The 19770-nt window shown below is 72.1% G+C and carries 18 protein-coding genes; 14 read left to right on the top strand and 4 right to left on the bottom strand.

Annotation, left to right across the window (positions count from 1 at the left end; all coding sequences use genetic code 11):
• Positions 1-120 precede the first annotated feature (120 nt).
• The 5 genes from ACZ303_RS22500 (at position 121) to ACZ303_RS22480 (ending at position 5860) form a co-directional block, all read left to right on the top strand.
• A complete protein-coding gene (locus ACZ303_RS22500) occupies positions 121-948 on the top strand; it encodes an SDR family NAD(P)-dependent oxidoreductase (protein ID WP_467341665.1) in 828 nt (275 codons plus the stop codon).
• A 168-nt stretch (positions 949-1116) separates the two neighbouring features.
• The gene (locus ACZ303_RS22495; protein ID WP_467341663.1) at positions 1117-3669 is read left to right on the top strand and encodes a DUF4118 domain-containing protein; all 2553 of its coding nucleotides are present in this window, start codon (positions 1117-1119) and stop codon (positions 3667-3669) included.
• An 88-nt stretch (positions 3670-3757) separates the two neighbouring features.
• A complete protein-coding gene (locus ACZ303_RS22490) occupies positions 3758-4447 on the top strand; it encodes a response regulator (protein ID WP_467341661.1) in 690 nt (229 codons plus the stop codon).
• Between the two features lie 153 nt (positions 4448-4600).
• Complete coding sequence (locus ACZ303_RS22485) at positions 4601-4999, top strand: OB-fold nucleic acid binding domain-containing protein (protein WP_215079367.1); 399 nt, start codon at positions 4601-4603, stop codon at positions 4997-4999.
• Positions 5000-5002: 3 nt separating this feature from the next.
• A complete protein-coding gene (locus ACZ303_RS22480) occupies positions 5003-5860 on the top strand; it encodes a DUF3159 domain-containing protein (protein ID WP_467341658.1) in 858 nt (285 codons plus the stop codon).
• A 117-nt stretch (positions 5861-5977) separates the two neighbouring features.
• Here the strand turns inward: ACZ303_RS22480 and ACZ303_RS22475 are convergent, their stop codons facing one another.
• Both ACZ303_RS22475 and ACZ303_RS22470 read right to left on the bottom strand, forming a co-directional pair.
• Positions 5978-6652, bottom strand: a complete 675-nt coding sequence (locus ACZ303_RS22475) for a potassium channel family protein (protein ID WP_467341656.1) — start codon at positions 6650-6652, stop codon at positions 5978-5980.
• Positions 6652-7317 (bottom strand): potassium channel family protein, encoded by a 666-nt coding sequence (locus ACZ303_RS22470; protein ID WP_467341654.1) that lies wholly within the window; start codon positions 7315-7317, stop codon positions 6652-6654. Before ACZ303_RS22470 ends, ACZ303_RS22475 begins: the two co-directional genes overlap by 1 nt.
• A 502-nt stretch (positions 7318-7819) precedes the next feature.
• Between ACZ303_RS22470 and ACZ303_RS22465 the strand changes: the two genes are divergently transcribed.
• The 9 genes from ACZ303_RS22465 (at position 7820) to ACZ303_RS22425 (ending at position 17718) form a co-directional block, all read left to right on the top strand.
• Positions 7820-9304 carry an ATP-binding protein gene (locus ACZ303_RS22465; protein WP_467341652.1) on the top strand — a complete coding sequence of 495 codons (1485 nt, stop codon included), beginning with the start codon at positions 7820-7822 and terminating at the stop codon, positions 9302-9304.
• 29 nt (positions 9305-9333) lie between these two features.
• Positions 9334-9732 (top strand): roadblock/LC7 domain-containing protein, encoded by a 399-nt coding sequence (locus ACZ303_RS22460; RefSeq protein WP_467341871.1) that lies wholly within the window; start codon positions 9334-9336, stop codon positions 9730-9732.
• Entirely contained in the window at positions 9729-10091 is a 363-nt protein-coding gene (locus ACZ303_RS22455; RefSeq protein WP_467341650.1) for a DUF742 domain-containing protein, read from the top strand. Before ACZ303_RS22460 ends, ACZ303_RS22455 begins: the two co-directional genes overlap by 4 nt.
• Positions 10069-10689: a GTP-binding protein gene (locus ACZ303_RS22450; protein ID WP_467341648.1), complete on the top strand. Its 621-nt coding sequence runs from the start codon at positions 10069-10071 to the stop codon at positions 10687-10689. The genes ACZ303_RS22455 and ACZ303_RS22450 overlap by 23 nt, the downstream gene beginning before the upstream one ends.
• Positions 10686-12176 (top strand): cytochrome P450, encoded by a 1491-nt coding sequence (locus ACZ303_RS22445; RefSeq protein ID WP_467341646.1) that lies wholly within the window; start codon positions 10686-10688, stop codon positions 12174-12176. Before ACZ303_RS22450 ends, ACZ303_RS22445 begins: the two co-directional genes overlap by 4 nt.
• The gene (locus ACZ303_RS22440) at positions 12158-13279 is read left to right on the top strand and encodes a cytochrome P450 family protein (RefSeq protein ID WP_467341869.1); all 1122 of its coding nucleotides are present in this window, start codon (positions 12158-12160) and stop codon (positions 13277-13279) included. The genes ACZ303_RS22445 and ACZ303_RS22440 overlap by 19 nt, the downstream gene beginning before the upstream one ends.
• A 108-nt stretch (positions 13280-13387) precedes the next feature.
• The gene (locus tag ACZ303_RS22435) at positions 13388-15439 is read left to right on the top strand and encodes an APC family permease (protein WP_467341644.1); all 2052 of its coding nucleotides are present in this window, start codon (positions 13388-13390) and stop codon (positions 15437-15439) included.
• Positions 15440-15541: 102 nt separating this feature from the next.
• Entirely contained in the window at positions 15542-16870 is a 1329-nt protein-coding gene (locus ACZ303_RS22430) for a class I SAM-dependent RNA methyltransferase (protein WP_467341642.1), read from the top strand.
• A gap of 311 nt (positions 16871-17181) precedes the next feature.
• Complete coding sequence (locus tag ACZ303_RS22425) at positions 17182-17718, top strand: 8-oxo-dGTP diphosphatase (protein WP_467341640.1); 537 nt, start codon at positions 17182-17184, stop codon at positions 17716-17718.
• Here ACZ303_RS22425 and ACZ303_RS22420 read toward each other — a convergent pair.
• On the bottom strand, positions 17707-18846 hold the full coding sequence (locus ACZ303_RS22420) for an MFS transporter (RefSeq protein WP_467341638.1): 1140 nt from the start codon (positions 18844-18846) through the stop codon (positions 17707-17709). The two genes, ACZ303_RS22425 and ACZ303_RS22420, sit on opposite strands and share 12 nt — an antisense overlap.
• A 71-nt stretch (positions 18847-18917) precedes the next feature.
• Complete coding sequence (locus ACZ303_RS22415) at positions 18918-19769, bottom strand: hypothetical protein (RefSeq protein ID WP_467341636.1); 852 nt, start codon at positions 19767-19769, stop codon at positions 18918-18920.
• Between the last annotated feature and the right edge of the window lies 1 nt (position 19770).

Below are 19770 nucleotides of genomic sequence, written 5' to 3'. Positions count from 1 at the left end.
CGGGCGGGGGCCAGTTGCATGGACGTACGAGCACGGCCGTCCCGATGGCCGCGCTCGGCCACTCCTCCTCGCCGCGCCCGTCCCACGACGGGCGCGCGCCCTCATGACCCCGGATGGACCATGCCTGACCTCGACCCGCAGTCCCCGCGCCCGGCCTCCTGGGCCGGCCGCACCGTACTCGTCACCGGTGCCGCCTCCGGCATCGGCTGGGAGACCGCCCGGCTGCTGGCGCTGCGCGGCGCCACCGTGCTGGCGCACGCCCGGACCGCCGAGGAGGCGCACGACGCGGTCGGCCGGCTCACCGCCGCCGGGGTCGAGGCGGACCGGCTGTGCCCCATGGCCGCCGACTTCACCCGCCTCGAAGAGGTCGAGCGGCTGGCCCACCGGGTGGCGCGGGAGCACCCGCGGCTGGACGTCCTGGTCAACAACGCCGCCATCGCCGCCCCCGAGCGGCACACCGTGACCGAGGACGGCAACGAGGTCTCCCTCCAGGTCAACTTCCTCGCCCACTACCTCCTCACCCACCTCCTCGAATCCCCTCTCACCTCCGGCACCGGCGGCCGCGTCGTCAACGTCTCCTCGGCGCTGCACCGCACGGCCTCCATCCAGTGGAGCGACCCCAACCGGGTCAAGCGCTACTCCCGCCTCGCCGCCTACGCCCAGTCGCAGCTCGCCCTGACCGTCTTCGCCGCCGACCCGCGCGTGACGGCCGTCAGCGTCGACCCGGGCGTGTGCGCGACGGCGCTGCTGCCGGTGTACGGGCACGAGGGAGCCCCGGCGGCGGACGGCGCCGCCCACGTCGTACGGCTGTGCGACCCGGCCGTGGAGCTCGTCAACGGCGCCTACTACGAAGGCGCCGAGCGCACCGCCCCGGCGGTGGCCGCCACCGAGGAGCGCTCGGTCAAGCGCCTCGCCAAGCTCGCCGACCTGCTGGTCGAGAGCCGCTGAGGTCACCGGGGGCGGGCGTCAGAGCTGCGTCAATACCGGACGGACGACCGCCTACCGCCCGAAATGTCCAAAACCGTGGCCGTAAGGTCGACCGTACGCGGCAGTGCTGCACCTCGGGCCGGAGAACCGGCCCGAACACCGTCGCGCATCGTGGAAGACAATGAGGCCATGGGACGCGGCAAGCTTCGGATCTACCTCGGTGCGGCACCGGGCGTCGGCAAGACGTACGCGATGCTCTCCGAGGCGCACCGTCGTATCGAACGCGGCACCGACATCGCCGTGGGCTTCGTGGAGCACCACAACCGCCCCCGGACCGAGGTCATGCTGCACGGCCTGGAGGAGGTGCCCCGACGTGAGATCACCTACCGGGGGACCGTCTTCACCGAGATGGACGTCGACGCCCTCCTCACCCGCCGCCCCGCCGTCGCCCTCGTCGACGAGCTCGCGCACACCAACGTGCCCGGCTCCCGCAACACCAAGCGCTGGCAGGACGTCGAGGAACTCCTCCAGGCCGGCATCGACGTCGTCTCGACCGTCAACATCCAGCACCTCGAATCGCTGGGCGACGTGGTCGAGTCGATAACCGGCGTCCGGCAGCGCGAGACCGTGCCCGACGAGGTCGTGCGCCGCGCCGACCAGATCGAACTGGTCGACATGTCGCCCCAGGCACTGCGCCGCCGGATGGCACACGGCAACATCTACAAGCCCGACAAGGTCGACGCCGCCCTCTCCAACTACTTCCGCCCCGGCAACCTCACCGCCCTGCGCGAGCTGGCGCTGCTGTGGACCGCCGACCGCGTCGACGAATACCTGCGGCAGTACCGCACCGAGCACAGCGTCTCCACCATCTGGCAGGCCCGCGAGCGCATCGTCGTCGGCCTCACCGGCGGCCCCGAGGGCCGCACCCTCATCCGCCGCGCCTCGCGCATGGCCGCCAAGGGCTCCGGCAGCGAGATCCTCGCCGTCTACATCGCCCGCAGCGACGGGCTGACCTCGGCCTCGCCCAAGGAGCTCGCCGTCCAGCGGACCCTCGTCGAGGACCTCGGCGGCACATTCCACCACGTGATCGGCGACGACGTGCCCGCCTCACTGCTGGAGTTCGCCCGCGGGGTCAACGCCACCCAGATCGTGCTCGGCTCCAGCCGCCGCAAGACCTGGCAGTACGTCTTCGGCCCCGGCGTCGGCCAGACCGTCGCCCGCGACTCCGGCCCCGACCTCGACGTGCACATCGTCACCCACGAGGAGGCCGCCAAGGGCCGCGGCCTGCCCGTCGCCCGCGGCGCCCGCCTCGGCCGGCCCCGCATCGTCGCCGGCTGGATCACCGGCGTCGTCGCCCCCGCGCTGCTGTCCCTGCTGCTCACCTCGCTGGAGAACGGTCCCGGCCTCGCCAACGACGTCCTGCTCTTCCTCTTCCTGACCGTCGTCGCGGCCCTCCTCGGCGGACTGCTGCCCGCCCTCGCCTCCGCGGCCTTCGGCTCGCTGCTGCTGAACTACTACTTCACCCCGCCCATCCACAGCATCACCGTCCAGGACCCCAAGAACTTCGTCGCCATCGTGATCTTCTTCGCGGTGGCGGTGTCGGTCGCCTCCGTCGTGGACGTCGCCGCCCGCCGCACCCACCAGGCGGCCCGGCTGCGCGCCGAGTCCGAGATCCTCTCCTTCCTCGCCGGCAGCGTCCTGCGCGGCGACACCAGCCTCGACGCGCTCCTGGAACGGGTCCGCGAGACCTTCGCGATGGAGTCCGTCGCCCTGCTGGAGCGGGCCAGCGAGGTCGACCCGTGGACCTGCGCGAGCAGCGTGGTGACCAGCACGGGCAAGCCGCTGCTGCGGCCCGAGGACGCCGACGTCGACATGCCCGTCGGCGACAACATGGCCCTCGCCCTCTCCGGCCGGGTCCTGCCCGCCGAGGACCGCCGGGTACTGGCCGCCTTCGCCGCCCAGGCCGCGGTCGTCCTGGACCGGCAGCGGCTCGTCGGCGAGGCTCAGCGGGCCGAGCAGCTCGCCGAGGGCAACCGCATCCGCACGGCCCTGCTGGCCGCCGTCAGCCACGACCTGCGCACCCCGCTCGCCGCGATCAAGGCCGCGGTGACCTCCCTGCGCTCCGACGACGTCGCCTGGTCCGAGGAGGACGAGGCCGAGCTGCTGGCCGGCATCGAGGACGGCGCCGACCGCCTCGACCACCTCGTCGGCAACCTCCTGGACATGTCCCGTCTCCAGACCGGCACCGTCACCCCGCTGATCCGCGAGATCGACCTCGACGAGGTGGTCCCCATGGCACTGGGCGGCGTCCCCGAGGGCAGCGTCACCCTCGACATCCCCGAGACGCTGCCCATGGTCGCCGTCGACCCCGGGCTGCTGGAGCGCAGCGTCGCCAACATCGTCGAGAACGCCGTCAAGTACAGCCCCGACGGCACACCCGTCCACGTCGCCGCCAGCGCCCTCGGCGAGCGTGTCGAGGTCCGCGTCGCCGACCGCGGCCCCGGCGTCCCCGACAGCGCCAAGAACCGCATCTTCGAGCCGTTCCAGCGCTACGGCGACGCCCCGCGCGGCGCCGGCGTCGGCCTCGGCCTCGCCGTCGCCCGGGGCTTCGCCGAGGCCATGGGCGGCACGCTCGCCGCCGAGGACACCCCCGGCGGCGGGATGACCATGGTCCTCACCCTGCGCGCCGCCCCCGGCCGCCCGCCCGTACGCCCGGACCTCCCGGCCCAGGCCACCTCGTGAACCCCCACGCCGTGCCGTACGGACAGCTCCCCGACCAAGACCCCGGGCCCAGCGGATGGGCCCGAACGAACAGCAGAGGTGGTTCCGCATGAACCGGGTGCTCGTGGTGGATGACGAGCCGCAGATCGTCCGCGCTCTCGTGATCAACCTCAAGGCGCGGAAGTACGAGGTCGACGCCGCGCCCGACGGCGCCACCGCCCTCCAGCTCGCCGCCGCCCGCCACCCCGACGTCGTCATCCTCGACCTGGGCCTGCCCGACATGGACGGCGTCGAGGTGATCAAGGGGCTGCGCGGCTGGACCCGGGTGCCCATCCTGGTCCTCTCGGCCCGCCAGACCTCCGACGAGAAGGTCGAGGCGCTCGACGCCGGCGCCGACGACTACGTCACCAAGCCCTTCGGCATGGACGAGCTGCTCGCCCGGCTGCGCGCCGCGGTGCGCCGCGCCGAGCCCACGGGGCCGGCCGCCGCCGGCGACGACGCGATCGTCGAGACCGCGGTCTTCACCGTCGACCTCGCGGCGAAGAAGGTCAACCGCGGCGGCAAGGACGTACGCCTCACGCCGACCGAGTGGCACCTGCTGGAGGTCCTCGTCCGCAATACGGGCCGTCTCGTCAGCCAGAAGCAGCTCCTCCAGGAGGTCTGGGGCCCCTCCTACGGCACCGAGACGAACTACCTGCGGGTCTATATGGCGCAACTGCGGCGCAAGCTGGAGCAGGACCCCTCCCACCCGAAGCACTTCATCACGGAGCCGGGGATGGGGTACCGGTTCGAGGTGTGACCGGAACGGGCTCGACGTGCCGCGACGGGCCCATCGAGCCCGTCCGGCGATCGAAGCCCTCCCCCGGACCGGCCCCTCCGGCCTTTGCGGACAAAGCGCTCCGGCCGCGGTCGTGTGGCCACCCGCCCGGAGGGCGCCCGGTACGCTGGATTCATGACCGCCGTACCCCGTTCCGAGAAGCCGACCGGCCGATTTCGCCGGATGCTCGACCGGCTGTCCACCTCGCAGGAGGACCTGCACTCGGCCGAGCTGCAGCAGGACGCGGAGGCCGTGGGCTGCACCAAGATCTGCGACTGCGACGACCGCCAGGTCGTCAAGGTCACCGGCACGCTGCGGACGGTCACCCTCCGCCCGCGTGCCGGAGTGCCCGCGCTGGAGGCCGAGCTGTTCGACGGGTCGGCCGCGCTCGACGTGGTGTGGCTGGGGCGCCGTTCCATCGTCGGCATCGAACCCGGCCGTAAGCTGATCGCCTCCGGCCGGATATCCATGAGTCGTGGCCGCCGGGTGCTGTTCAATCCCAAGTACGAACTCCGACCAGTCGGACAGGAGTAGCGGGTGACGTCTCTCGACAAGCCGACGGACCGGACGACGGACGGTCCGGCGGCCGCGCCGCCGGACCGGCAAGGGCAGGGTGCCGCCGGCGCCGACGCGCGATCGGCCACCGAGGCCGCCCTGTTCGAGGCGTTCGGCGGGGTGCGGGGCATGGTCGAGACGACCGTCCCGGGCCTGGTCTTCGTCGCGATCTACACCGTCAAGCGGGACATCCACATCGCGGCCATCGCCGCCCTGGGCCTGTCCGTGGTGCTGGGCGTGGCCCGCCTGGTGGGCAAGGACACCCTCAAGCACGCCTTCAGCGGCGTCTTCGGGGTCGCCTTCGGCGCGGTCTTCGCGATGATGTCCGGCGACGCCAAGAACTTCTACCTGCCGGGCATGCTCTACAGCCTCGGGCTGGCGGTGGCGTACATCGTCACCTCGCTCTTCGGCTATCCGCTGCTCGGCCTGATCCTGGGCCCGGTGTTCAAGGAGAACCTCTCCTGGCGCACCCGCAACCCCGGCCGCAAGACCGCGTACACCAAGGCGAGCTGGGCCTGGGGCCTGATCCTGCTCGCCAAGTCCGCCATCCTCTTCCCGCTGTACTGGTGGGGCGACGCCACCCAGCTCGGCTGGGTCAAGGTGGCCCTCGGCATCCCGCCGATGCTGCTCTCGGTCTATCTGACCTGGATCTTCCTGGCCAAGGCGCCGCCGCCGATCGACGTCTTCGCCGAGCTGGAGGCCGCCGAGGCCGCCGAGCGCGAGAAGGCGGAGACCGCGGAGGCCGAGAAGGTCGTCGAGCCGCTGCTCGCCGAGTGGGCCGAGAACGTCGTCGACGGCGCCCACGCCGAGGCCGCCGACCGGCAGCCGCCGCGCCACTGACGCCGCGGGCGCCACAACGCCGGGAAGGCCCCGGGAACCGATGGGTTCCCGGGGCCTTCCGCGTCGTGCCAGGGCGTTCCGCGTCGTGCCCGGGCCTTCAGCTCGTGCTCAGGGCCTTCAGCCGGCGATGTCCTTGCGGACCGACAGCAGGTCCTCCAGCTGCTCCTCGCGCGCGGGCGCCGCGACGAACAGCAGCTCGTCGCCGGGCTCCAGCGAGTCCTCCCGGGTGGGCGTCAGCACCCGGTTGCCACGGATGATGGTGACCAGCGAGGTGTCCTCCGGCCAGTCCACGTCCCCGACCCGGGTGCCCGCCAGCGCGGACTCCGGCGGCAGGGTCAGCTCCACGAGGTTGGCGTCGCCCTGGCTGAAGCGCATCAGCCGCACCAGGTCGCCGACGCTCACGGCCTCCTCGACCAGCGCGGACATCAGACGCGGCGTGGACACGGCCACGTCCACGCCCCAGGACTCGTTGAAGAGCCACTCGTTCTTGGGGTTGTTCACCCGGGCCACGACCCGGGGCACCCCGTACTCCGTCTTGGCCAGCAGCGAGACGACCAGGTTGACCTTGTCGTCACCGGTCGCCGCGATCACCACGTTGCAGCGCTGGAGCGCCGCCTCGTCGAGCGAGGTGATCTCGCACGCGTCGGCCAGCAGCCACTCCGCCAGCGGCACCCGCTCCACCGAGATGGCGGTCGGGGCCTTGTCGACGAGCAGCACCTCGTGCCCGTTCTCCAGCAGCTCACCCGCGATGGAACGGCCCACCGCGCCGGCACCCGCAATAGCGACCCTCATCAGTGGCTCTCCTCGGGTCCCTGGGCGAACGCCGCCTCGACCTTCTCGACCTCGTCGGTGCGCATCATCACGTGCACCAGGTCGCCCTCCTGCAGCACCGTCTGCGACGACGGCAGCATCGCCTCGCCCAGCCGGGTGAGGAACGCGACCCGGACCCCGGTCTCGTCCTGCAGCTTGCTGATCTTGTGGCCCACCCAGGCGTCCGAGGCGGGCACCTCGGCGAGCTGCACACCCCCGCTCGGGTCACGCCACAGCGGCTCCGCGCCGGACGGCAGCAGCCGCCGCAGCATCTGGTCGGCCGTCCAGCGGACAGTGGCCACCGTCGGGATGCCGAGCCGCTGGTAGACCTCGGCGCGCCGCGGGTCGTAGATACGGGCCGCGACGTTCTCCACGCCGAACATCTCACGGGCCACCCGGGCCGCGATGATGTTGGAGTTGTCACCGCTGCTGACCGCCGCGAACGCGCCGGCCTCCTCGATGCCCGCCTCGCGCAGGGTGTCCTGGTCGAAGCCGACGCCGGTCACCCGCCGGCCGCCGAACCCGGAGCCCAGACGCCGGAAGGCCGTCGGGTCCTGGTCGATCACGGCGACCGTATGACCCTGCTGCTCAAGGGTCTGCGCGAGGGCCGAGCCCACTCGCCCACAGCCCATGATCACAATGTGCATGACGATTACCCCGTGCTCCGGACTACCGCGCTGACCTGCACCAACAACCTGCTCACATCTTCCCTTGTTGTTCTACGTTCGGCTCACGGGCCCGCGACGCCAAGGGCTCGCGGTATCGACGCCGAGCGCCCGCGGGATCTTCTCCGCGCCGACGCACAGGACCACCGTATCCGCAATGGCCCCGGCGGGCCGATCCCCGTCCGCCGACCGGGCCCCGGGCTTCCTTGAATCCCACGCGTCACAGGTGTGAGCCCGGGGGTGCGGGGGAGGGGAACCGGGACCGGACCTCCGGCCCCGGCGCCCCGGCCGCGCCGGAGGGCTCCGGGTGGGCGGATGTCTGTTCGGTCACTCCCGGCGAAGATCGGCCACGCGGCCGACGGCGTGGTTAGGATGATCGGCGTCTTCCGTTTTGGACGGGACGTCAGGACGCCGACCCTGTCCCTCCCCCAGCCGCCGCTGGAAGGTACCCCCGCCCCATGTCCCCTTCGTCCACGAGGAATTGATGTCACATCACATATCGGAGGTGGTGAGCTGGTGCCTGGCCGTCGCGCTGGTCGCCGTGGCGGTGCTGCTGATACGTCAGCGGGGAATCACCGCCGCCGTGCGCAGGCGCGTCGCCGCCCTGGAGGACAGCCTCCAGGCACGTGACACGGAGATACGGCACCTGGTCACCGTGCGGCTGCCCGCCGTCACGGCCTCCATGCACCAGCCCGTACCCCTGCCGGGGCTGCTCGACGAGCGCCTGACCGGCACCGTGTTCGCCCAGGGCCTGCAGTCCGTGATGGACCTCTTCACCCGGGCCGTGGACAAGGCACAGGCCCGCGCCGACCAGTCGGCGAAGGCCGCCCTCAAGGCATCCATGCGCGCCCTCCAGGGCCTCGCGCACGAACAGCAACTGGCGATCTCCGACATGCAGGACCGGCACGACAACCCCGACGTGCTGCGCGACCTGCTCCAGATCGACCACGCCAACTCCCAGTTCGGCCGCCGCGCCCAGGCCATCGCCGTCCTGTGCGGCTCCTGGCCCGGCCGCCAGCGCACCGCCTCGCCCCTGACCGACGTCGTCCGCGGCGCCACCTCACGCATCCGCGACTACCGGCGCGTCAAGGTGCACAGCCAGGCCGACCTCGCCGTCGTCAGCCGGGCCGTCGAACCGGTGGTGCTCGCCGTCGCCGAGCTCCTCGACAACGCCGCCCGGCACTCCCAGCCCAACACCACCGTCGAGGTCGGCCTCCAGCCCGTGCACAACGGCGCCTGCGTCGTCATCGACGACGCCGGCGTGGGCATGGACGGCCAGGAGGTCCAGCGGGCCGCCGCGCTGCTGTCCGGCCAGCGGACCGTGGACGTCTCCCGGCTCGGCGACCCCCCGCAGTTCGGCTTCCCCGTCATCGGCGTGCTCGCCGCCCGCTACGGCTTCAGCGTCTCGGTCGACACCCGCTCGCCCTACGGCGGCGTACGAGCCGTGCTGTTCCTGCCCAGCGCGCTGCTGACCCACCTCGAACTCGACGGACCCGACACCACACCGCTGGCGCCCCCCGGCGCCCGCAGGTCCGCACGCCCCCCAGCGCAGGCGCCCGCACCCCCCGAAAGCCCCGCGAGCCCCGCCCCCGACGCGTTCCCGCCCCCGGCCGCGCCCCGGGCGACCGCCGGACCGGCCCCCGCGTCGGCGCCCGGCGCCGTCACCGGAGCCACCGCCGGCGGCCTCCCCAAGCGCCGCCGCAGGCAGCCCACCGCCACCCCACCGCAGGGCACCGCCGCGCCGCTGCCCCCCGAGGCACCCGGCGGCACCCCGCCCACGACACCGGGCGGCACCCCGCCCGCCGGCACCCCCCTGGGCATCCCGGCCGAACGCACCCCGGAGGAGACCGCCCGGCGCATGGGCGCCTTCGCGCGCGGCACCCGCTCCGGCCGAGCCCCCCACAACCCCCGCCACGCCGGCCCCCTCGACCAGGCACCCGAAGACGATGAAGGGAACCCCCCAGCGTGAACGACCACCTGAACAACGAGCTGGGCTGGATGCTCGACGAGGTCGTGAAGATGCCGGAGGCCCGGCACGCGATCCTCCTCTCCGCCGACGGCATGCTGCGTGCCCGCTCCGAGGGCATCGACCGCGACGAGGCCGAACGCCAGGCGGCCGCCCTCTCCGGGCTCCAGTCCATCAGCCGCTCCACCTCGGAGTTCTGCACCAGCCAGGCACACCAGGAAAGCCCCTGGCGGCAGACGCTCGTGGAATTCGCCCACGGCTACGTCTTCCTCATAGCCGCCGGCCCCGGCGCCTACCTCGCCGTGTCCACCACCGAACACGTCGACATGGAAGCCGTCACCTACCGCATGCAGAAGCTCGTCGACCGGCTCGGGAAGGAACTCACCAGCCCGCCCCGGCAGGGCGCCTGGCAGGGCGGCAGCCCGGCATGACCCCACCCACGCCGAGGCGCGGACAAGGATTAGTACGGCCGTACGTCGTCACCGACGGCCGCGCCTACCCCACCCGCAACACATTCGACCTGGTCACCCTGGTCATCGCCCAGCACGACCGGCCGCTCGGCGGGCTCAGCCCCGAAAAGCGCCGGCTCATGGAACTCTGCCTCGGCGGACCGCTGTCCGTCGCCGAGATCGCCGGCCACCTGGTGCTGCCCGTCAGCGTCACCAAGGTGCTGCTCGGCGACCTCGTCGACAGCGGTCACCTCATCACCCGGGCCCCCATCCCCTCGGCACAGCTCCCCGAGGCCCAGATCCTTCAGGAGGTGCTCGATGGACTCCGCGCTCGCCTCTGAGGGTGCGGTCTACCTGCGGCAGACCGTACGGACCGCCGCGAAACTCCTCGTCGTCGGCCACTTCGCCGTCGGCAAGACCACCTTCGTCGGCTCCCTGTCGGAAATCCGGCCGCTGCGCACCGAGGAGACCATGACGCAGGCCGGGGCGCTCGTCGACGACCTGGCCGGCATCGACGGCAAGACCACCACCACCGTCGCCATGGACTTCGGCCGCGTCACCCTCAGCGACAGCCTCGTCCTCTACCTCTTCGGCGCCCCCGGCCAGCAGCGCTTCACCCGGCTCTGGCAGGACATGACCCAGGGCGCCCTCGGCGCCATCGTCCTCGCCGACACCCGCCGCCTGGACCAGTCCTTCGACGTCATGGGACTCCTGGAGGAACACGGCCTGCCCTACGCCGTCGCCGTCAACCACTTCGACGGCGCCCCCGCCCACCCCGAGGAAGAGATCCGCGAAGCCCTCGACCTGCTCCCCGAGACCCCGCTGATCACCTGCGACGCCCGCGACCGGATCTCCTCCACCCGCGCGCTCATCGCCCTCGTCGAATACCTCCAGAGGCGACAGAGCCACCTGCCCCACACCGCCCAGGAGCCCGTGTGACCCACCACCCCGACGCCGGCCACCCACCGGCGTCCGCGCCACCCCCGGGCTGCCCCGCCCACCAGGCCCCCACCCCCCTGTACGGGCCCGACTTCGCCGCCGACCCGCACGCCGTCTACGCACGGCTGCGCACCCAGGGCCCGGCCGCCCCCGTCGAGCTGGCACCCGGCGCGCACGCCACCCTCGTCACCGACTACCGGGCCGCGCTGGAGGTGCTCCGCACCCCCGAGATCTTCGGCAAGGACGCCCGCCGCTGGCGCGCCCTCGCCGACGGCCGGGTCGCCCCCGACAACCCCGTCGTGCCGATGATGGCCTACCGCCCCAACTGCCTGTTCTCCGACGGCGAGGCCCACCGCCGGCTCCGCCAGGCCGTCACCGACAGCCTCTCCCGCATCGACCCCAACGCCCTGCGCGGCTACGTCGAACGCAGCGCCGACACCCTCATCGACCGGTTCGCCGCCCTCGGCGAGGCCGACCTGCTCGGCAGCTACGCCAAGGTCCTCCCGCTCCTGGTCTTCCAGCAGCTCTTCGGCTGCCCGCCCGAGATCGGCGACCGCCTCGTCGAGGGATTCTCCGGAATCTTCGACGGCGTCGACGCCGAACGCGCCGACGCCCTCATCGACCAGAGCCTCGTCGAACTCATCGGCCTCAAGCACACCACCCCCGGCGCCGACATGACGTCCTGGCTGATGGCCCACCACGCCCGGCTCACCGACGAGGAGATGATCCACCAGCTCGTCGTCCTCATCGGCGCCGGCACCGAACCCCAGCAGAACCTCATCGCCAACGCGCTGCGCCTGCTGCTCTCCGACGACCGCTTCGCCGGCGACCTCGCCGGCGGCAGCATGCCCGTCGAGGACGCCCTCGACGAGGTCCTCTGGCTCGACCCGCCCATGGCCAACTACGCCGTCCACTACCCCCTCCAGGACGTGGACTTCGGCGGCGTCCCCCTCCAGGCGGGCGAACCCGTCGTCATCAGCTTCGCCGCCGCCAACACCGACCCCGCCCTGCTGTCCGACCGGCGCACCGGCAACCGCGCCCACCTCGCCTGGAGCGCCGGCCCGCACACCTGCCCCGCCAAGGACGCCGCCCGCCTCATCGCGGCCGTGGCCGTCGAGAAGCTCCTCGACCGCCTGCCCGACCTGGAGCTGGCCGTCTCCGCCGACCGCCTCGTCTGGCGGCCCGGCCCCTTCCACCGCGCGCTGACCGCCCTGCCCGTGCGCTTCCCGCCGGTCCAGCCCACCAGGCCCGCCCCCGCGCCCGTACACGACCTCGCCGCCTCCGCCGGCGGACCCGGCGACACCACCACCCCGCCCCACCCCTCCCAGCAGGCCGAACCCCATGGAGAGAGCAGATGGAAAGCAAGCTCCGCCCCCTCCCCATCGACCCCACAGGCCGCGACATCCACGGCGAGGCCGCCAGGATCCGCTCCCGAGGCGCCGCGACGCCCGTGGAGCTTCCTGGTGGCGTGGTGGCGTGGGCAATAACCACCCAGCCCCTCCTGAAGGAGCTCCTCACCGACCCCCGCGTCTCCAAGGACCCCAACCGTCACTGGCCCGCCTGGATCAACGGTGAGATCTCACCGGAGTGGCCCCTGTTCACCTGGGTCGCCGTGCGGAACATGTTCACCGCCTACGGAACCGACCACAAACGCCTGCGCACCCTCGTCGCCAAGGCCTTCACCGCCCGCCGCACCGCCGCCCTGCGCCCCCGCATCGAACAGCTCACCGCCGACCTGCTCGACACCCTCGCCGCCACCCCGCCCGGCACCCCCGCCGACCTGCGCGAGGAATACGCCTACCCCATCCCCATCCAGGTGATCTGCGAACTCTTCGGCGTCACCGACGAGCACACCCGTGAGGGCCTGCGCGCCTGCGTCGACAGCATCTTCCACACCAGTGCCGACCCGGCCGAGGTCACCGCCACCTACACACGCGTCTACGAACTCCTCGGCGGCCTCGTCGCCGCCAAGCGGGCCGACCCCGGCGACGACATGACCAGCGTCCTGATCTCCGCCCGCGAGGAGGACGGCTCCCGCCTCACCGAGCAGGAACTCGTCGACACCCTCCTGCTCGTCATCAGCGCCGGACACGAGACCACCGTCAACCTCCTCGACAACGCCATCCACGCCCTCCTCACCCACCCCGACCAGCTCGCCCTCGTCCGCGCCGGCGAGGCCGACTGGGACGCCGTCATCGACGAGACCCTGCGCCACCAGGCCCCCGTCGCCAGCCTGCCCCTGCGCTACGCCACCGAGGACATCACCCTCCCCGACGGCACCACCATCGAACGCGGCGACGCGATCGTCGCCGCCTACGCCGCCGCCGGCCGCGACCCCGAACTGCACGGCGCCGACGCCGACCGCTTCGACGTCACCCGCGCCGTCAAGGACCACCTCGCCTTCGGCCACGGCGTCCACTACTGCCTCGGCGCCCCCCTCGCCCGCCTGGAGGCCGCCGTCGCGCTGCCCGCCCTCTTCGCGCGCTTCCCCGACCTCACCCTCGCCGCCGACCCCGACACCCTGCGCCCCGTCGAGTCGTTCATCTCCAACGGCCACCGCGCCCTGCCCGCCCTCGTACACGGCCGATAGCCCGGCCGACCCCGACGGGCCCGGGACGGGGATGCGGCGTACGCCACATTCCCGTCCTGACGGGTGGCGGGTGGGCGTACGGGAGAGTGAACCCTTACGATCCTCTGCGTGTCCAAATTGACCGACCTGCCGAAACGGATCCTCATCGGCCGGGCGCTGCGCAGTGACAAGCTGGGAGAAACCCTTCTCTCCAAGCGCATCGCGCTCCCCGTCTTCGCCTCCGACCCACTCTCCTCCGTGGCGTACGCGCCGGGCGAAGTGCTGCTCGTCCTGTCCGTGGCAGGTGTGTCCGCCTACCACTTCAGCCCATGGATCGCCGTCGCGGTCGTGGTGCTGATGTTCACGGTGGTGGCCTCCTACCGCCAGAACGTGCACGCGTACCCCAGCGGCGGCGGCGACTACGAAGTCGCCAACGTCAACCTCGGCCCCAAGGCCGGCCTCACCGTCGCCAGCGCCCTGCTCGTCGACTACGTCCTGACCGTCGCCGTCTCGATCTCCTCCGGCATCGAGAACCTCGGCTCCGCCGTCCCCTTCGTCATCGAGAACAAGACCACCTGCGCCGTCGGCGTGATCGTCCTGCTCACCCTGATGAACCTCCGCGGCGTCAAGGAATCCGGCAAGCTCTTCGCCATCCCGACGTACGTCTTCGTCGGCGGCGTCTTCGTGATGATCGCCTGGGGCGCCATCCGCGGCCTGCTCATGGGCGACACCATGAAGGCCCCCACCGCCGACTACACCATCCACGCCGAGCACCAGGGCCTCGCCGGCTTCGCGCTCGTCTTCCTGCTGCTGCGCGCCTTCTCCTCCGGCTGTGCCGCGCTCACCGGCGTGGAGGCCATCAGCAACGGCGTCCCCGCCTTCCGCAAGCCCAAGAGCAAGAACGCGGCCACCACCCTGGCCCTCATGGGCGGCCTCGCCGTCACCATGTTCTGCGGCATCATCGGCCTCGCCATGGTCACCAAGGTCCGCATGGCCGAGCACCCCGCCACCGACCTGCTCAAGGACGGGCAGCCCGTCGGCGCGGACTACACCCAGAACCCGGTGATCTCCCAGGTCGCCGAGGCGGTCTTCGGCAACGGCTCGTTCCTCTTCATCGTGCTCGCCGCCGCCACCGCCCTCGTCCTCTTCCTGGCCGCCAACACCGCCTACAACGGCTTCCCGCTGCTCGGCTCGATCCTCGCCCAGGACCGCTACCTGCCCCGCCAGCTGCACACCCGCGGCGACCGCCTCGCGTTCTCCAACGGCATCGTGCTGCTCGCCGGCGCCGCCGCGATACTCGTCTTCCTCTACGGCGCCGACTCCACCAAGCTCATCCAGCTCTACATCGTCGGCGTCTTCGTCTCCTTCACCCTCAGCCAGACCGGCATGGTCCGCCACTGGAACCGCCACCTGAGCTCCGAGACCGACCCGGCCAAGCGCCGCCACATGATCCGCTCCCGCGCGATCAACACCTTCGGCGCCTTCTTCACCGGCCTGGTCCTCGTCGTCGTCCTGCTGACGAAGTTCACCCACGGCGCCTGGGTCGCCCTCCTCGGCATGGTGATCTTCTACGCCACCATGACCGCGATCCGTAAGCACTACGACCGCGTCGCCGAGGAGATCGCCGCCGAGGACGAGCCCACCGACGACACCGTCCGCCCCTCCCGGGTGCACTCCATCGTCCTGGTCTCCAAGGTCCACAAGCCGACCCTGCGCGCCCTCGCCTACGCCAAGCTCATGCGCTCCGACACCCTCGAAGCCCTCAGCATCAGCGTCGACGCGGCCGAGACCAAGGCCCTGCGCGAGGAATGGCACCGCCGCGGCCTCGACGTACCCCTGAAGATCCTCGACTCGCCCTACCGCGAGATCACCCGGCCGATCATCGACTACGTCAAGAGCCTCCGCAAGGAGAGCCCGCGCGACGCCGTCAGCGTCTACATCCCCGAGTACGTGGTCGGGCACTGGTACGAGCACCTGCTGCACAACCAGAGCGCGCTCCGCCTCAAGGGCCGCCTGCTGTTCACGCCCGGCGTGATGGTCACCTCCGTGCCCTGGCAGCTGGACTCCTCCGAGGCCGCCAAGCGGCGCGCCCGCAAGCGCGCCGAGTGGAACGCGCCGGGTTCGGTGCGGCGCGGCCCGGTGGCGGAGCCGCGCAAGGAGAAGGCGGCGACGAAGAAGTAACGACGGCCGCCGCCGGCGTGAATTCGCTGGGGGGTGCGACGGGACGTAGACTGAACGGCTGTTGTCCCGACGCACCCCCCTGTCTATTGGAGTCGACCCGCAATGCAGCACGAGACCGAAGCATCGCTGGTCGGCCACGAGTACGAGGTCGAGGTCGGCCCGGTCGCTCACGGCGGCCACTGCGTCGCCCGTACGGAGTCGGGCCGCGTCCTGTTCGTACGCCACGCGCTCCCCGGTGAGCGCGTGGTGGCCCGGATCACCGAGGGGGAGTCCACCTCCCGCTTCCTGCGCGCCGACGCGGTGGAGATCCTCGAAGCCTCCAAGGACCGCGTCGAGGCCCCCTGCCCCTTCTCCGGCCCCGGCAAGTGCGGCGGCTGCGACTGGCAGCACGCCAAGCCCGGCGCCCAGCGCCGCTTCAAGGGCGAGGTCATCGCCGAACAGCTCCAGCGCCTCGCGGGCCTCACCCCCGAGGACGCGGGCTGGGACGGCACGGTCATGCCCGCCGAGGGCGACAAGCTTCCGGCGGGCCAGGTCCCCGCCTGGCGCACCCGCGTCCAGTACGCCGTCGACGCCGAGGGCCACGCCGGACTGCGCAAGCACCGCTCCCACGACGTCCAGGTCATCGACCACTGCATGATCGCCGCGCCGGGCGTGAGCGAGCTGGGCATCGAGAAGCGCGACTGGCCGCAGATCGCCACGGTCGAGGCCATCGCCGCCTCGGGCTCGGCGGACCGCCAGGTCATCCTCACCCCGAAGCCGGGCGGCCGCCTCCCGATCGTGGAACTGGACAAGCCGGTCTCCGTCCTCCGCATCGGCGAGAAGGACAAGCAGGTCCACCGCGTCCACGGCCGCCCCTTCGTCCGCGAGCGCGCCGACGAGCGCACCTACCGCGTGGGCGAGGGCGGCTTCTGGCAGGTCCACCCGCAGGCCGCCGACACGCTCGTCAAGGCCGTCATGCAGGGCCTCATGCCCCGCAAGAACGACATGGCCCTCGACCTGTACTGCGGCGTCGGCCTCTTCGCGGGCGCGCTCGGCGAGCGCATCGGCGAGAAGGGCGCGGTGCTCGGCATCGAGTCCAGCAAGCGCGCGGTGGAGGACGCCCGCCACAACCTCCAGGACCTCGACCGGGTCCGCATCGAACAGGGCAAGGTCGAGCAGGTCCTCCCGCGCACCGGCATCGACAAGGCCGACCTCATCGTCCTCGACCCACCCCGCGCCGGCGCCGGCAAGCAGACCGTCCGCCACCTCGCCTCCCTCGGCGCCCGCCGCATCGCCTACGTCGCCTGCGACCCGGCGGCCCTGGCCCGGGACTTGGCGTACTTCGCGGAGGAGGGCTACAAGCCGGTGAAGCTACGGGCGTTCGACTTCTTCCCGATGACGCACCATGTGGAGTGCGTGGCGATCCTCAAGCCCACGGGAGACCGCGACTGACCTGCGGATTTCCCTGGTGCGCACGATGTGCGTTCTGGGCGTTGGGAGGGGGCGAAATCCTGCTGCGGGCCGTCTTTGCCGCCTGCGGCGGCGGGCGCCCTGCGGGCGCGTCCTCGAACAGCGGACGGGCTTGATTTCGCTGGGCTCGGCCGACTTCATCCCGTTGGGGGCACCCCCAGCCACCCGCTCACATGACCCGCCGGACACGGCGTAAGCGGGCAGGTCCTCAACCCGCGGAGATCGTTTTCAGGTGCCGGCCCTCGTCGGCCGAAAGAGGCCGGCGGCGTGTCGGCGTGCGCGATGATTCGGGGATGACCCTGACATCGATGTGCCTGTGCCTGGTGACCCGCCCGACCACCGCCGGCGCCGGCCGGGAGGTACTGCTCGGCCGGAAGAAGCGGGGCTTCGGCGCCGGCAACGTCGTCGGCTTGGGCGGCCATGTCGAGCCCGGGGAGACGCCCGTGCGAGCCGCCGTCCGCGAACTGGCGGAGGAGTCCTCGCTCGTGGTCGCCGAGGCGGACCTCCTGCAGGCGGCGAGACTGGTCTTCCGGTTCCCGGCCCGGCCGGACTACGACCAGGAAGTGACGGTGTTCCTCACCGACAAGGCCGAAGGCACCGTCCGGGAGTGCGACGAGATCGCGCCGGCCTGGTACCCGGTGGACGAGCTGCCGCTCGACGCGATGTGGGACGACGCGAAGCACTGGCTGGCGGACGTGCTCGCCGGCCGGCGTGTGGAAGGGGAGTTCGTCTTCGCCGACGACAACCTGACGGTGGCGCGGTCGGACGTCCGCACGGCGCCGGTACGCGAGGACGCGCCGACGGCGGGAGAGGTCGCGTCAGGGGGCTGATCTTCGCGTCGCCACCACCACGGCCACGACCGTCAGCACCTGGAACCCCACGGCCGTGAGCGCCAGCGTCCCCGGCCCGTGGGACAGGACGAGTCCCCCGGCCAGGCTCCCGATCGCCTGGCCGGCGTACACCGCCGAGCCGGACAGCGACAGCACCACCTGTGCCTGCTGGCCACCCGCGTCGATCAGGCACTTCTGCAGCGCCGGGTTCATGGTCCAGCCGATCAGCGACCACAGCACGACCAGCGCGAAGAGGGCGACGACGGTCGGCGCGCGGTGGGTGCCGGCGAAGGCCAGGAGCGCCAGGAGCCCCATGACCGCGAGCAGGGCGACGGAGGAGAGCAGGGCGACACGCTCCGGGGGGAATCGGTCGATCAGTACGCCCGTCGCCAGGTTGGAGACCACCCCGCACGCGCCGTAGGCGAAGAAGACGAAGGCGACGGCGCCGCCGTGCAGTCCCGCGACGTGCTGGGCGATCCACTCCAGATAGGCGTACAGGACGAACATGCCGCAGAAGGTCAGCATGCTGACGAGCAGGATCGCCGGTACACCGGGCAGGACCGCCGCGCGGGCGCGCTCGGCGATGGGGGCCTCCGCCGTGGGAGGCACCGAGGGCAGCACGCGGGCCAGACCGAGAAGGGCGACGAGGCTGAGGAGGGCGACGAAGAGGAAGGTGGCCCGCCAGTCGGAGAAGGCGGCGATGACGGTGCCGACGGGGACGCCGAGGGCGCTGGCGATGGTGATGCCGCCGAGCACGGCGGTCAGGGCCCTGCCGCGTTCCTCGGGCGGGACGATGGCGGCGGCGGTGGCGGACGCGGCGGGCATGAACAGCGCGGTGGCCAGGGCGGCCACGACACGCGCGACCATCATGATCGCGTAGTTGGGCGCCGCTGCGGCCAGGACGTTGGCGACGACGAAGCCGACGAGGGCGGCCAGGAGGACCCTGCGTCGGTCCCAGTTGGCGGTGCCGACGGCGATGAAGGGGGCGGTCAGCGCGTAGACGGCGGCGAAGACCGTGATGAGCAGACCGGCGGTGCCGACCGACACCGACAGGTCCTCTCCGACCGAGGACAGGACGCCGCTGATGACGAACGCGTCGGTGCCCAGAGCGAAGGAGCCGAGAGTCATCAGCAGGACCGGCCTGCGGGCCGGCGGACTGGGGAAGAGCTTCGTCGGACCTCGTCCGCCCGGCGCCGACCCTAAACCCAAGGCTCTTCCCTTCCGGTTCCCGCGCCCTCCGCGCGTCCCGCGACGCCTGCGGAGTCGGTGGCGCCCTCGCGTCCCGCCACACCCCTGAGTCCCGCGATGTCGGGGAACCCCGCCCGGCTCCACAGCCACAGCGGGGTGTGCACGTCGATGGGGGCCAGGGCGGAGCCGGCCAGCACCTCCGCCCAGCTCCGGGCGACCGCGGCCCGGTGGCCCGCCGACCCCTCGAGCACATCGCTCCCGCACAGGCCGAGCCTCACCGTGGCCTGGATGACGTGCGTGTCGGGGGCGATGGTGATCAGTTCGCGGGAGGTCCACCGCACACCCGCGTACTGCTCCAGGACGTACAGCCAGTAGTTGAAGATCTTCGGGCCGGACAGGTAGGGGAACTCCGGCTTCCGGCGCACCTGCACGATGTCCCCGAGCCTGCCGACGTCCCTCCCCGCCGACGTCAGCAGGCCGAGGACGTCGCCGTCCGCCGAGGACTCGGCGATGCCCCGGGCGACCCGGCGCCAGATCGCGGGGTGGCGGTTCGGCTGGAGCGCGACCCGGTGCGCGAGGAGGTGCCGGGCGAGGTCGTCGGGGTCGCGTTCGAGGACCTGCGCCGGGGCGAACACCCATCGGGACGCGGGGTCCTGGTAGGCCGCGGCGACCGCCTGCCAGAGCGCGTAGCTGTTGCGCTGGTAGTTCAGGGACATGCCCAGCGTCAGGGTGTCCAGGAGGCGCTCGGAGGGCACCACTCCGGCGAGCGCGTCCTCAGGCATGGCCTCGCCGCCCAGCAGACACTCGCGGTGGGCGGCCACCAGGTCCCGGACCTGCGCCAGGACGGCCGAGCCTGTCGTCACG

It is taken from the genome of Streptomyces sp. NPDC023527 (genome assembly GCF_055560115.1).
Note: the sequence above shows the minus strand (reverse complement) of the source record. Positions and strands in the feature narration are given on the sequence as shown.